This is a genomic window from Methanococcoides sp. LMO-2 (genome assembly GCF_038432375.1).
In the GTDB taxonomy this organism is placed as follows: domain Archaea; phylum Halobacteriota; class Methanosarcinia; order Methanosarcinales; family Methanosarcinaceae; genus Methanococcoides; species Methanococcoides cohabitans.
Genome location: NZ_JBCAUS010000002.1, coordinates 736,115 through 748,401, shown reverse-complemented (window position 1 = coordinate 748,401; position 12,287 = coordinate 736,115). Strand labels below are relative to the sequence as shown.

17 protein-coding genes and 1 tRNA gene are annotated in these 12,287 nt (G+C 46.5%); all 18 read left to right on the top strand.

Features of this window, described 5'->3' with window-relative positions; genetic code table 11:
- Window positions 1–60: 60 nt before the first annotated feature.
- The 18 genes from proS to WOA13_RS03715 all read left to right on the top strand — a co-directional run bounded on the left by proS (window position 61) and on the right by WOA13_RS03715 (window position 12,284).
- Window positions 61–1,497 (top strand): proline--tRNA ligase, encoded by a 1,437-nt coding sequence (proS, locus tag WOA13_RS03800; protein WP_342126653.1) that lies wholly within the window; start codon window positions 61–63, stop codon window positions 1,495–1,497.
- A 28-nt stretch (window positions 1,498–1,525) separates the two neighbouring features.
- On the top strand, window positions 1,526–2,572 hold the full coding sequence (gene cobT / locus WOA13_RS03795; RefSeq protein ID WP_342126652.1) for a nicotinate mononucleotide-dependent phosphoribosyltransferase CobT: 1,047 nt from the start codon (window positions 1,526–1,528) through the stop codon (window positions 2,570–2,572).
- Window positions 2,573–2,759: 187 nt separating this feature from the next.
- Window positions 2,760–2,958, top strand: a tRNA-Trp gene (locus WOA13_RS03790).
- Window positions 2,959–3,155: 197 nt separating this feature from the next.
- The gene (locus tag WOA13_RS03785; RefSeq protein ID WP_342126651.1) at window positions 3,156–3,749 is read left to right on the top strand and encodes a 50S ribosomal protein L15e; all 594 of its coding nucleotides are present in this window, start codon (window positions 3,156–3,158) and stop codon (window positions 3,747–3,749) included.
- Complete coding sequence (locus tag WOA13_RS03780) at window positions 3,746–4,201, top strand: RNA-binding protein (RefSeq protein ID WP_342126650.1); 456 nt, start codon at window positions 3,746–3,748, stop codon at window positions 4,199–4,201. Before WOA13_RS03785 ends, WOA13_RS03780 begins: the two co-directional genes overlap by 4 nt.
- Window positions 4,194–4,925, top strand: coding sequence for a ribonuclease P protein component 3 (gene rnp3 / locus WOA13_RS03775; protein ID WP_342126649.1), 732 nt, complete (start codon window positions 4,194–4,196; stop codon window positions 4,923–4,925). The genes WOA13_RS03780 and rnp3 overlap by 8 nt, the downstream gene beginning before the upstream one ends.
- Window positions 4,922–5,284, top strand: a complete 363-nt coding sequence (locus tag WOA13_RS03770; RefSeq protein WP_342126648.1) for an Rpp14/Pop5 family protein — start codon at window positions 4,922–4,924, stop codon at window positions 5,282–5,284. The genes rnp3 and WOA13_RS03770 overlap by 4 nt, the downstream gene beginning before the upstream one ends.
- A 114-nt stretch (window positions 5,285–5,398) precedes the next feature.
- On the top strand, window positions 5,399–6,172 hold the full coding sequence (gene psmA, locus WOA13_RS03765; protein WP_342126647.1) for an archaeal proteasome endopeptidase complex subunit alpha: 774 nt from the start codon (window positions 5,399–5,401) through the stop codon (window positions 6,170–6,172).
- A gap of 37 nt (window positions 6,173–6,209) precedes the next feature.
- Window positions 6,210–6,902: a ribosome assembly factor SBDS gene (locus WOA13_RS03760; protein WP_342126646.1), complete on the top strand. Its 693-nt coding sequence runs from the start codon at window positions 6,210–6,212 to the stop codon at window positions 6,900–6,902.
- Between the two features lie 11 nt (window positions 6,903–6,913).
- Window positions 6,914–7,702 (top strand): exosome complex RNA-binding protein Rrp4, encoded by a 789-nt coding sequence (rrp4, locus tag WOA13_RS03755; protein WP_342126645.1) that lies wholly within the window; start codon window positions 6,914–6,916, stop codon window positions 7,700–7,702.
- 50 nt (window positions 7,703–7,752) lie between these two features.
- On the top strand, window positions 7,753–8,778 hold the full coding sequence (gene rrp41 / locus WOA13_RS03750) for an exosome complex exonuclease Rrp41 (protein ID WP_342126644.1): 1,026 nt from the start codon (window positions 7,753–7,755) through the stop codon (window positions 8,776–8,778).
- Entirely contained in the window at window positions 8,759–9,550 is a 792-nt protein-coding gene (gene rrp42 / locus WOA13_RS03745; RefSeq protein ID WP_342126643.1) for an exosome complex protein Rrp42, read from the top strand. The genes rrp41 and rrp42 overlap by 20 nt, the downstream gene beginning before the upstream one ends.
- Before the next feature lie 92 nt (window positions 9,551–9,642).
- Window positions 9,643–9,930: a 50S ribosomal protein L37ae gene (locus tag WOA13_RS03740; protein WP_048204984.1), complete on the top strand. Its 288-nt coding sequence runs from the start codon at window positions 9,643–9,645 to the stop codon at window positions 9,928–9,930.
- 4 nt (window positions 9,931–9,934) lie between these two features.
- Window positions 9,935–10,075 (top strand): DNA-directed RNA polymerase subunit P, encoded by a 141-nt coding sequence (locus WOA13_RS03735; RefSeq protein WP_048204985.1) that lies wholly within the window; start codon window positions 9,935–9,937, stop codon window positions 10,073–10,075.
- Between the two features lie 5 nt (window positions 10,076–10,080).
- Window positions 10,081–10,548, top strand: a complete 468-nt coding sequence (locus WOA13_RS03730) for an rRNA maturation protein (RefSeq protein WP_342126642.1) — start codon at window positions 10,081–10,083, stop codon at window positions 10,546–10,548.
- Window positions 10,545–10,799: a KEOPS complex subunit Pcc1 gene (locus WOA13_RS03725; RefSeq protein ID WP_342126641.1), complete on the top strand. Its 255-nt coding sequence runs from the start codon at window positions 10,545–10,547 to the stop codon at window positions 10,797–10,799. The genes WOA13_RS03730 and WOA13_RS03725 overlap by 4 nt, the downstream gene beginning before the upstream one ends.
- Window positions 10,800–10,883: 84 nt before the next feature.
- Window positions 10,884–11,237 (top strand): prefoldin subunit beta, encoded by a 354-nt coding sequence (locus WOA13_RS03720; protein WP_342126640.1) that lies wholly within the window; start codon window positions 10,884–10,886, stop codon window positions 11,235–11,237.
- Window positions 11,238–11,318: 81 nt separating this feature from the next.
- Complete coding sequence (locus WOA13_RS03715) at window positions 11,319–12,284, top strand: DHH family phosphoesterase (protein ID WP_342126639.1); 966 nt, start codon at window positions 11,319–11,321, stop codon at window positions 12,282–12,284.
- Window positions 12,285–12,287 lie beyond the last annotated feature (3 nt).

Here is a 12,287-nt window from a genome sequence, read left to right as displayed (position 1 = left end):
TGCTGACACAATTCTAATTGAATATTCTAATTAAATCATTTTGATCTTATTGGTGACATTATGGCCGAACAAGAAAAAGAAGCAATGCTTCCTCCAAAAGAGAGCTTCAGCGAATGGTATAACGATCTGCTACAGGTAGCAGAGATCATGGATGTACGCTATCCTGTGAAGGGATCCTATGTATGGTATCCTTTTGGTTTTTCCATTCGAAGGAACGTGTACGGAATCATCCGTGAACTCCTTGATAAGGACCATCAGGAAACAATGTTCCCTCTTTTGATACCTGAAAATGAGTTCATGAAAGAGGCCGAGCACATCAAAGGCTTTGAGGATGAGGTCTACTGGGTACTGAACGGAGGTACAACTCCACTTGATGTGAAGCTGGCACTTCGCCCTACCAGCGAGACTGCGATCTATCCTATGTATCGCCTCTGGGTACGCTCACATGCGGACCTTCCATTGAAATTATACCAGATAGTCAATACGTTCAGGTATGAAACAAAGCACACCCGTCCTCTGATACGTCTGCGTGAGATCACATCTTTCAAAGAGGCTCATACGGTACATGCCACATGGGATGATGCTGCCGCACAGGTGGATGAGGCCATACGATTATATTCCGAGTTCTACAGGAGGCTTGCAGTTCCTGTGCTTCCGTCAAAGAGGCCGAACTGGGACAAGTTCCCTGGGGCTGACTATACGATCGCTGTTGATGCATTGATGCCTGATGGAAAGACCCTTCAGGTCGGTACTGCCCATCATCTGGGTGACAATTTCGCAAAGACCTTTGATATCAAATATGAGGATCCTGAAGGCGAGCAGGTCTATGCTCACCAGACATGTTATGGTGTTTCTGAGCGCTCTATCGCAGCCCTGATCTCCATCCATGGTGATGATAAGGGTCTTATTATGCCACCTGAGGTCGCACCTGTCCAGGCAGTGATCATCCCGATCCTCTTCAAGAAGTCCGAAGCTGTCCTTGCTGCATGTAATGATGTAAAGGAAAAACTTGAAGCTGCAGGTGTCCGTGTAACGATCGATGATAGTGACAAGCGTCCTGGTTCCAAGTACTACAAATGGGAAATGAAAGGTGTTCCTCTGAGGATCGAGATCGGTCCAAGGGACCTCGAGAAGGAAGCAGCTATGCTTGCAAGGCGTGATACCGGTGAGAAGGAACAGGTGCCTCTTGCATCTATCGTTAATGAGGTCATTGAAAGGTTTGCTGTTATCCAGTTCTCTCTTCTGGAAAAGGCAAAAGAGGAGCTTGGAGAACGTATCTTCGAATGTGAAACACTGGATGACGTACGTGAGAATGTTTCAAAAGGCATTGCACATGTTCCATGGTGTGGCGAAGAGAAATGCGGACTTGAGATGGATGAGCAGGTAGGTGCAGGTATTCTTGGAATTCCGACCGATCAGGATGAGAATGGTAATTACAAGTGCCCTGTGTGTGGAAAGGATACCAGCATAAGGGTTTACGTGGCAAGGACATACTGATATATGGGTAATAGGAGGGTGATTGATAATGGGATCTCAGATAGCTAATGATAAGAAACCTGAAAAGCCACTTTTCATTTGTGTGCTGGCAAATACGGAGACTGCTTATATTGAAAAGATATCTGCAGCAGGGAAGACTGCCAAACTGACGGACTATACGCCCACAGGTGATGCAGAACTTGTGGAGACCGGTGGCATAATCAGCACTCCGGTCCTTCCGATGACCCCTCCGTACAACACCCCTACTCCCGGCCTTATCACCCGCGCATCCCTGCAGTTGTCAAAAGTGCCTCATCTTTTCGTGAACTCAGGTCTGAAGATCGCTCCTAAGGTCTCATTTGAAGACCTTAAGGCAAAGCCTGGTGAGGATATTCGTCAGGAGACTGCAGTTCATGATGTTGAAGGTATCATTGAACGTGCACGTCAGGTGGGCGAGAAGGTGCGTGATGAGCATGATATGTTCGTGATCGGAGAAAGCACTCCTGCCGGAACCACTACTGCAATGGGTGTGCTCAATGCGCTTGGATATGACGGTCACGTGAGCAGCAGTTCTTGCGAGAATCCTGTTGACCTAAAGCAGAAAGTTGTCTGTGAGGCAATGGCTGTATCCGGTATTACAAAAGGGAGCATGGAGTCAGATCCTGTACGGGCGGTTGCCTGTCTTGGCGATCCTATGATGCCTGCAACTGCAGGTCTTGTGGAGGGTCTAAAGGGCAAGCGTATAATCCTTGCAGGTGGTACTCAGATGGCAGCTGTCTATGCTTTCATGAAGCACATGGGTACTGACCTCAGCAATGTTTCCATTGTGACCACCAGTTATGTTGCAGAGGACGAAAGCGCTAATTTCACAGAGATCATTGAAGCACTTGGTGCAGACATGCATGCTGTTGATCCCGGATTCGGACGCTCTTCACACAAAGGCCTCAGGCAGTATGAGCTTGGATATGTCAAGGAAGGTGTTGGTGCAGGCGGTGCACTTTATCTCGCAGGTCTTCTGGGAGTTTCTGTGGACAGCATCCGTGAAGAGATCGAGAATATCTGTGTCGAGCTTGCTGACCTTATTGATGAGGAATAACTAAATTGCTGGATCTATTGATTGATTGATTGATTGATTGATTGATTGATTGATTGATTGATTGATCGATCGACATTATTGTGTTTCCGGGTGTGCTCTGGCATATCCCGGTACGAGATTTTAGCCCTTCATACCGATACCTATATTATTGATGAGATGTATTTGAGGGGTGCAATCGCAAGGTTGCGGGGTTGTGGCCTAGCCAGGAATGGCGACGGGCTCCAGCGGATAAATGATGAACAACGGGTCTGCTGAGATCTACCCGACGGGGTAGGTCGGTGAGGAACCGTTGGAGCACTGATGTGTGTTCTTTAAGAACATTTACTGTCGTAATGGCAGTGTTCGGAGAGACCCGTCGATCGTGAGTTCGAATCTCACCAACCCCACATTCTTTCTTTTATTTTCTTTATCATTTCAATATCAAGTAGCTCTGCTTATTTTGTATTTCTTCTCATACAAAGCTTTAAATGGTATGTTGTATGTACTAACCGATGTTTCATTGTCGGGATGAGAGTCCCGTAGGAGTGTGGCCGAAGTAACTTTGGCTGAACCGTGAAACTAACATGAAACTAAGGTGAAAAATTTGTCAAAATCATTTTACAGCTATGTAAGAGATGCATGGAAGAACCCAAAGGACTCATATGTTCGTGAGCTCAGGTGGGAAAGACTTCAGGACTGGAGAAAGGAAGGCTCCGTTACAAGGGTCGAGCGCCCAACCCGTATCGACCGTGCACGAGCACTCGGATACAAGGCAAAGCAGGGTATCGTCGTTGCACGTGTAAAGGTACGAAGGGGTAGCATGAGGAAGTCACGCTACATTCGTGGAAGGCGTACCCAGCACATGGGTAAGAACAAGATCACTGTCGCAAAGAGCATCCAGAGGATCTCTGAAGAGCGTGCTAGCAGGAAATACCCTAACATGGAAGTCCTCAACTCTTACTGGGTCGGTGAAGACGGTAAGCAGAAATGGTATGAAGTCATCCTTGTTGACCCAAGCCACCCTGTTATCAAGAGCGACAAGAACCTCAACTGGATCTGTGACAAGACTCACTCCGGAAGGACATTCCGTGGTAAGACCAGCGCAGGCCGCAAGGGCAGAGGTATGAAGAAGCGCGGCAAGGGTACTGAGAAGACCAGGCCAAGCGTCAGATCAAACATTAACAGCAGCAGAAAGTGATTCACTATATCTCTGTGCGCGTAAGCGCACATGCTACTGAGGACGTGTCCAGAGTGCGAGATGCTCTGGACCTCTTTTTATTGAATTCATTTGATAAGGGCAAGTGCACAGATACTGGAAAGTATGTTGAAGCACTTGAGATCGAAGGCCATTATGGCAATCCGATAACCCTTTTCAGTTCTACTATCAAACGAAAGCCTGATACGAAGGCCTTTGCGACCTTTGTACGCGGGAACATGACCGATGAGGATGTTGAACTGCTCAGGAGTGAGATGCCTGACAGGCTGGATGATGACCAGATGTTCCACTTAAGGTTCGATAAACAGGCAGCATGTGAAGGTAAGGTCAGGCTGTCCTCTTCTTCAGATGCAATTATTATAAAAATGAAGATCGAGACCTATCCGAAAGATCGCCAGCAAGCCGGGCGAATTGTGGAGGAATTGTTTGGCTGATCCTGTGTTCTATGATCTTTGTGTGCACTGTGCACCTGATGGCAAAAGCACACAGGAGGAAATGGCTGCAATGGCAAAACATCTTGGTTTTGCCGGAATTGGCATGACCAATCATTCTAACTCAGACCCGGTTGCTAAAGTTGGTTCTGAAGCAGGCATTGAGATCTTTCGCGGGGTCGAGCTTGTGGCTAGCAATCCTTCAAAGCTCCACGGACTCGTCGGGAAGTTCCGCCACAAAGCGGATGTCCTTGCAGTACATGGCGGCGATGAAGGTATAAACCGGGCAGCGGTGGAAAATCCTAACGTTGATGTACTACTGCATCCTGGCACTCCAAAGAACAGTGGCCTGAACCATGTGCTTGCGAAATCTGCAAGTGATAACAATGTTGCCATCGCATTTGATATGGCTTCACTGATCACATTACGTGGTGGACGACGTGTACATGCTCTTTCCCATTTCAGGGAGAACCTGATGCTTGCAAGGAAATATGATGTTCCTTTCCTGCTTACCAATAATGCATCATTTTGCTACGAGCTGCGTGCTCCTCATGAAATGATGGCCCTTGCAACACTTTTTGGCATGGAGCGCGATGAGGCGAAAAGTGCATTGAGCGAAACTCCTGCGGAGATCATCAGCAGAAGTCGCCGGGGACATAACTTCATCTGTGAAGGCGTGGAGATCGTTGAAGGTGTAGCATCAGAAAATGAAGGTGATCTCGAATGAAGATACTGCCTCCTACACAGCGTACCAACAAAAGGTACTTTGCCTTTGAACTGATAGGCGGTGAAGGTGTGGAGAGAAGCGACCTTCTGCGAGAGATATTTTCATGCGCAGGAGCTCTTATTGGCGATAAAGGTTCCAGTGAATGTGATATAAGACTGCTTGATTTTGAGGATTCTAAAGGTGTTGTGCGCTGTATAAGGGAAAGAGTTGATATGACACGTGCAGTGCTTGCCTCGGTTACCTCAATAAATGGTAAACCTGTTATGGTCCATGTTCTGGGCATATCGGGAACTGTTCATGGAGCAACAAATAAGTATTTAGAAGGGTGTATGGTATATAATCCTGAACAAGAACCATGAACAGTCATATATATAATAATTTAATTAAGTTATAATTGAACAAGGTGAATGTACAGAAACTCTATTCATACGTTTTTTAGCATCACGAAAGTAAATAGTAGGAGATAAAAGATCATGCAAATGGCACCACAAATGGGTTATGATAGAGCAATTACTGTTTTTAGTCCTGATGGAAGGCTCTTCCAGGTAGAATATGCAAGGGAGGCTGTTAAGAGAGGAACTACGGCAGCCGGCATAAAAGCAAAAGATGGTGTGGTCCTGCTGGTGGATAAAAGGATCACAAGCAGGTTGATTGAGGCAGAGTCGATTGAAAAGATCTTCCAGATAGATGAGCACATTGGTGTTGCAACATCAGGTCTTGTTGCAGATGCACGTGCACTTGTGGACCGTGCAAGGGTCGAAGCCCAGATAAATATGGTCACATACGACGAACCGATAGGTGTAGAGGTACTTTCCAAGAAGATCTGCGACCACAAGCAGACATACACCCAGTATGGAGGAGTTCGTCCTTACGGTACTGCCCTTTTGATAGCAGGCGTTGACGACAACAGGCCAAGGCTATTCGAAAGTGATCCTAGCGGTGCACTTCTTGAATACAAGGCAACTGCTATTGGTGCAGGACGCAACACATTCATGGAGACCTTTGAGGAGAAATATGCAGAGGACATGTCCATGGATGAAGCAGTTATGCTTGGAATGGAAGCTCTCTACAGGGCAACGGATGTGAAAATTGATGCATCCACGCTTGAGGTCGGCATGGTAACCCTTGAAGATCGCAAGTTCAGGAAATGTCCTGAAGATGAGGTCGCATCCTTTGTGGAGCGTATTCTTGAAGAACACAGGGAAGACGACGAAGAGGAAGTAACAGAGGAACAGCCGGAAGAGTGATTTTTACATTGCTTAGTAAACTAGGAGGGAGTAGAGTATGGTATCACTTGATGAATCATTGGTTGCAAGGTTGAAGAAAGGCAGCAAACATTACGAAGTGCTTGTAGATCCTGACGGGGCACTGGAGTTCAAAAAGGGCGGCGATGTAAAGATCGAGGACATTCTTGCAGTAGAGTCAGTCTTCGAAGACGCCAGTACCGGGGACCATATAGCAGAGTCCGATCTTGCCAGTGCATTCGACACCACTGACGTGTTCGAGATCGCAGCACACATTATCAAGCACGGTGAACTTCAGCTTACTAAAGAGCAGAGGAAACACATTCTTGAGGAAAAGACCAAACAGGTAATTTCCATTATTGCACAGAACGCTATCAACCCACAGACAAGGACACCTCATCCACCTGCACGTATCGAGAAGGCAATGGAAGAGGCAAAGGTTCACATCGATCCGCTCAAGAGCGTTGATGAACAGGTGAACATTGTCATGAAGGCTATCAGACCTATCATACCTATCCGCTTCGAGGAAGTAGAGGTAGAGGTCAAGATCCCTTCAGAGTATGCCGGAAAATCATATGGTGATATTGCAAAGTTCGGCACTATGCTCAAAGACAGGTGGGAGAATGACGGTTCATGGGTTGCTGTTGTAAAGATGCCTGCAGGATTGCAGAATGATTTTTACGGTCTTGTTAACCATCTGACAAAAGGGGATGCAGAAACCAAACTTTTGTAAGAGGTTAGTTCATGGATAGGAAAATCGTAATCCCCGGCCAGCTCCTTTCTGATAAAGAGGGCATGTCCGGTGCTGGAACATATGTAAAGGACGGCAAGGTCTATTCCCTGCTGTACGGAATTGCAAACGTCAAGAACAACGTTTCAGTTGTACCTTTTTCAGGAAAATATCTTCCTTCACGCAAGGATTTCATAATTGGTACTGTAATTGATGTGACACCTTCGAACTGGATTCTGGAAACCGGTTCCCCTTATGACGGATTGCTTCATGTTTCCGAATACCCGAAACGTGTCGACTCCTCGGAAATGAGGAAATATGTTGATGTCGGGGATTGCGTGATCGTTCGTGTAAAAGATGTCAGCAAGTCCATGAAGGTGGAGCTTACCATGCGTGAGCCCGGTACAAGGGTGCTGACAAAAGGCCGTATCATCGATATTATGCCTGCAAAGGTACCTCGTGTGATCGGTCACAGTGGTTCCATGGTCTCGATCCTTAAGAAAGAATCAGGCTGTGATGTGTTCGTAGGAAAGAACGGACGTATCTGGATCAATGGAAAAGCAGGTGATATGGATCACCTGGCAGATGCGATCGAAATGATCGAACGTGAATCTCATATATCCGGTTTAACGGATAAAGTGAGCAGGTTCCTTAAAAATGAGCCCGAAGAGGTTTCAGTGTCTGATGCGGATGAGCTGATAGAGGAAGAAAGGTCATCTCTGCCCGCAAAAGAGGACAACGTTTCAGAAGAAACCTATCGTAAGGTCGATGCCCTGTTAGATGAAGATGTAGATGAGGCATAAGAAGGCCCTGCTGAATTATGGGAGTAAAGAGATGAAATTGGAGATTGAATATGAGTGATAAACCGGAAAAATTTATTGATGAGAACGGGATTCGCCTTGACGGCAGGCGTGCTGATGAGATCCGCCCTATGACCGTCGAGATGGGCGTGCTCTCAAGGGCCGATGGTTCCTGTTATCTTGAATGGGGTAACAACAAGGTCCTTGCTGCTGTCTATGGTCCAAGGGAACTCCACCCACGCAGGCTTCAGCGCCCGGGTGAGGCTCTGGTGAGATACAGGTACAATATGGCAGCTTTCTCTGTAGAGGACCGCATAAGGCCTGGTCCAAGCAGGAGAAGTACCGAGATATCAAAGGTAAGCGGAGAAGCATTCGAACCTGTTGTCATGAAGCAGTATTACCCATCTGCTGTTATCGATGTATTCGCAGAGGTCCTTCAGGCTGATGCCGGAACAAGGACAGCTGCTATCAACGCTGCAACACTTGCATTGGTTGATGCCGGTATTCCTATGAAGGGACTGGTAGCTGCCTGTGCTGTCGGTAAGGTGGACGGTCAGCTTGTTCTTGACCTTAACAAACCTGAGGACAACTATGGTGATGCTGACCTCCCTATTGCAATGACCGAGGATGGCGACATTACTCTGTTGCAGATGGATGGTAACCTTACTGCTGATGAGATCACCAGAGGTATCGAGATGGTAAAGAAAGGCTGTGAGCAGATATTTGAGATACAGAAAGCTGCTCTTATGTCAAAGTTCGGTACCATTGAAGAGGAAGAGGTCCTGGAAGACGCTGAACTTCAGGCCGAGCTCGAGTCCGAGGAAGAAGAGGTTTCCGAAGCAGTTGAGGAAGAAGAAGCTGTTGAAGAAAGCGAAGACCTTGAAGAGGAAGAGGACGAAGAGGTCGAGGATGCTGAAGAGGCTGAAGCTATGTTCGAAGAAGACGTCACTGAATTTGAAGTGACCGAGGCTGAGAATGAAGAAGAGGTAGAGTCAGTCGAGGAAGAACTCTCTGAGGAAGCAGAATTAGATGAAAGTGCTTCAGTGCCTGAGGAAGAAGGTGAGAAATATGAGCAATGAAGCTGTATCAAGACTTAAAAAAGATTATATATTCAATCTTGCTCTCAAGGGTGAGCGTGAGGATGGTCGTGCATTTGACGAGATTCGTGATATCAGGCTTGAGACCAACGTTATAGACAAAGCAGAAGGTTCTGCAATGGTATACATGGGTGATACCCAGGTACTTGTAGGTGTAAAGCTTCAGGTCGGCACACCATTCCCGGATTCTGCTGACCAGGGTGTTATCATCACCAGTATGGAACTGAACCCTATTGCTTCCCCTGACTTCGAAGCAGGTCCTCCAAGGCCAAAGGCCATTGAAATGGCACGCGTGGTAGACCGTGGAATCCGTGAATCAGGCGCAATTGATTTAAACAAGTTGTGTATTACGGAAGGAGAAGAGGTCTGGATGGTCTTTATTGACGTCCATGTCCTGAACGACAGCGGAAACCTGCTGGATGCAGCATCACTTGGTGCAATCTCAGCTCTCATGACTGCAACCGTCCCGGCAGAACGCGAAGGCCGTGGAGAGGACATGAAGATGCCTATTCGTGAGATGCCTGTATCACTTACCTTTGTCAAGGTCGGTGGTGAGTACTTCATCGATGCAAGCAACAACGAAGAATCAGTATGTGACACAAAGGTTACTATTGTTTCAAACCAGGATGGTTCGATCTGTGCTATGCAGAAGAGCGGTGCAGGTTCGCTTTCAGAAGAGAAGTTCCTGAAAGCTGTTGAAAAATCATGTGAGATAGGTGCTAAGATAAGGGAGGAATTCCTTCTTAACATCTGAATTGATCGATGCTCATCGTAGTGATTCATGACGATTATAACGATCATTATAAGCCCGATTATTAAGGAATCCATATCAAGGAGACGATTATAATGGCAAAAAAATACTCAAGGAAAGGACGTGTGTCCCGATCTGCAGGAAGGTTCGGCACACGCTATGGAAGAAGAGACCGTAAGCTGGTTGCGGATCTTGAAGAAAAGATGCACATGCCACACAAGTGTGCAAACTGTGCACGCCTGACTGTAAAGAGAGTTGGGACTGGCATCTGGAAATGTAAAAAGTGTGGATATACCTTTGCAGGTGGCACATACCTTCCAACTACTACAGTAGGTAGTACTGTAATGAGGTCTGTTAAGAAAGCCACTGAACAGGTTGAGTAATCATATGGACTACAAGTGTACTCGATGCAAGCGCCCGGTCGAGATCGACTATGAATATACAGGTATCCGCTGTCCTTACTGCGGACACAGGATACTTGTAAAAGAAAGGCCACAGGCATCGATCAAAACAGTAAAAGTCGAGTAAGAAGTATGTTAATAACTTCTTCTCGCAAACCTTCTGTCAATACTCGCACTTTGTGCAAGTATTTGGCATCCTTTTTTAATTGTAAATATCTGACCCGGGGAAAAATGGGTCTTGCTGAAGTGATGTCATATTCCGATGATCCTCATGTAATGGTCGTCGGTGATTATCATGGCAGTCCCGGCAGTCTCTTGTTCTACGGTGAGGGTGGAGATGAGCTTTTATCCATTCGTCTGAGCATGTTCTATCCCGAGGACTATAAGTTCACGAATTTAAAGTCCTTTGAACCGGTCATTATGGGTGAATCGGAAGTTGGAAATCTCCTTGCACATTACTTTGATATTTATCAGGATGACTGTTATGGGGAAGGTAAATGTATTAAAGTTGAAGGTGACCATTTGGAGTTCTTCTATTCCGGAAAGTTGCTTTTCAGACTTAATATAAAGAGCTACAGGGTTCCGGGGGCAGACAATTGAAGCTATCTTCTGAATCGGTCATACTGATGGATGATCCTGAAGCTGTTTACCGGTCTATTCTCCCTGAACTTGAAAGTACCGTGACCGACCGTTCTTCTGTGGATGTGGAGGTAAGGGACTCCTCGCTTGTAATGAGGGTGAATTCAGATGACATCATTTCCATGCGTTCCACGTTAAATACCTGGCTTCGTCTTATACAGATCGCGCACGACGTATGTGTGGTCGGCAGGAGTGCCTTCAAGGGCGCATAAGATACCCTGCTTTCTGTTTTGCTTTCTTATTAATAGAAACATTAAAATCATTTCAGGTTTATTGACTGGTCAGGTGAAACCAAAATGAGTTCAGAAATACCCCCACAAGTACAGAACCAGCTTGCACAATTGCAGCAGGTTCAGCAGCAGGCGCAGTCTCTTGCAATGCAGAAGAACCAGATGTCTTCCATGCAGAAAGAGATCGAAATGGCGCTTGAAGAGCTTGAAAAGCTTTCCGATGATGCTGTTGTTTACAGGGCTGTAGGAGACCTTCAGATCCAGTCCAACAAGGAAGAGACCGTAGCAAAATTGAAAGAAAGGCTTGAGACACTTTCATTAAGGCTTCAGTCAATCTCCCGCCAGGAAGAGCGCATCTCAAAGCGTTTTACCCAGCTTCAGGAACAACTTCAGCAGTCAATGGGTACACAGGGACAGTAATCCTTGTAAACCCGCCTATTATCTTTTTACGTGAACTCTGTTCCTCCGGATCATGCTTCTGTAAAAAGATGAGAGGTAGCAATGCAGGTTGATGAAGTTGGCTTCTACAATCGACTTCTGGATTATCACAATATCTTATATCTATGCCATCGTAATGCCGATCCCGACGCCATAAGCAGTGCATTTGCACTCTCTGAGGCAATCGGGGGTACCGTAGGGCTGGTTGACGGGTGTAACAGGGTTGCATCCCTTCTTGTAGATAAACTGGAGATCGATGTAGTAGAAAGCCCGGATCCGAAAGATTATGATCTGGTAGTCGTAGTAGATACATCTACCAGCGCACAGCTTAATGATATAGAACTTTCCAATTACTGCGTGATAGACCATCATGCAACCACCGCACTTACTGAAAATGCTTCTTTTTATCTTCACCGCAATGCAACGTCGGTGGCAGAGATCGTTTACGATGTCCTGAATTGTATGGGTGCTCCCATTATGCATAGGATGGCACTGGGATTGATGGCAGGCATTGTTACTGATACCGGTCATTTCAAACATGCAACAAGCAAGACCTTCAAGACCTTTGGCGAGATCATCGAGTCAAGTGGTGTGGAGTATGCAGAAGTGCTTGACATGATGGCATCCACTCCACAGGATGTTTCAATGAGGATCGCAATGCTCAAGTCTGCTTCACGTGCAACAATAGAGCGTGTGGGCAACTGGCTGGTTGTGACCTCAAATGTAAGTTCCTTTGGAGGCTCTGCATCGTCCATGCTGATCAATATTGGCGGTGATGTTGCTTTTGTGGGAACTGCCCGGGGTGAAAGCATAAGGGTAAGTGGTCGCGCAAAGCGTGATGCTGTGAATGCGGGTGTTAACCTTGGCAAGATCATGGAAGAGATCAGTGGTCACTATGAAGGTACAGGCGGAGGCCATGCAGGTGCTGCAGGTATTGATGTTGTTGCCGATATGGATACTGTGCTCTTTGAATGCGTCGAGTCTGTAAAACAAATATTGCAAGGAAAGGAAAACCCGTTGAGTTTATAAATG

Bases quoted from the DNA above. Each gene is read 5' to 3' on its own strand.
- WOA13_RS03760 (WP_342126646.1), top strand. From the start codon at position 6,210: ATGGTATCACTTGATGAATCATTGGTTGCAAGGTTGAAGAAAGGCAGC.
- WOA13_RS03770 (WP_342126648.1), top strand. From the start codon at position 4,922: ATGAAGATACTGCCTCCTACACAGCGTACCAACAAAAGGTACTTTGCC.
- proS (WP_342126653.1), top strand. From the start codon at position 61: ATGGCCGAACAAGAAAAAGAAGCAATGCTTCCTCCAAAAGAGAGCTTC.
- WOA13_RS03735 (WP_048204985.1), top strand. From the start codon at position 9,935: ATGGACTACAAGTGTACTCGATGCAAGCGCCCGGTCGAGATCGACTAT.
- WOA13_RS03740 (WP_048204984.1), top strand. From the start codon at position 9,643: ATGGCAAAAAAATACTCAAGGAAAGGACGTGTGTCCCGATCTGCAGGA.
- rrp4 (WP_342126645.1), top strand. From the start codon at position 6,914: ATGGATAGGAAAATCGTAATCCCCGGCCAGCTCCTTTCTGATAAAGAG.
- cobT (WP_342126652.1), top strand. From the start codon at position 1,526: ATGGGATCTCAGATAGCTAATGATAAGAAACCTGAAAAGCCACTTTTC.
- rrp41 (WP_342126644.1), top strand. From the start codon at position 7,753: ATGAGTGATAAACCGGAAAAATTTATTGATGAGAACGGGATTCGCCTT.
- WOA13_RS03720 (WP_342126640.1), top strand. From the start codon at position 10,884: ATGAGTTCAGAAATACCCCCACAAGTACAGAACCAGCTTGCACAATTG.
- psmA (WP_342126647.1), top strand. From the start codon at position 5,399: ATGCAAATGGCACCACAAATGGGTTATGATAGAGCAATTACTGTTTTT.
- WOA13_RS03730 (WP_342126642.1), top strand. From the start codon at position 10,081: ATGTTAATAACTTCTTCTCGCAAACCTTCTGTCAATACTCGCACTTTG.
- WOA13_RS03715 (WP_342126639.1), top strand. From the start codon at position 11,319: ATGCAGGTTGATGAAGTTGGCTTCTACAATCGACTTCTGGATTATCAC.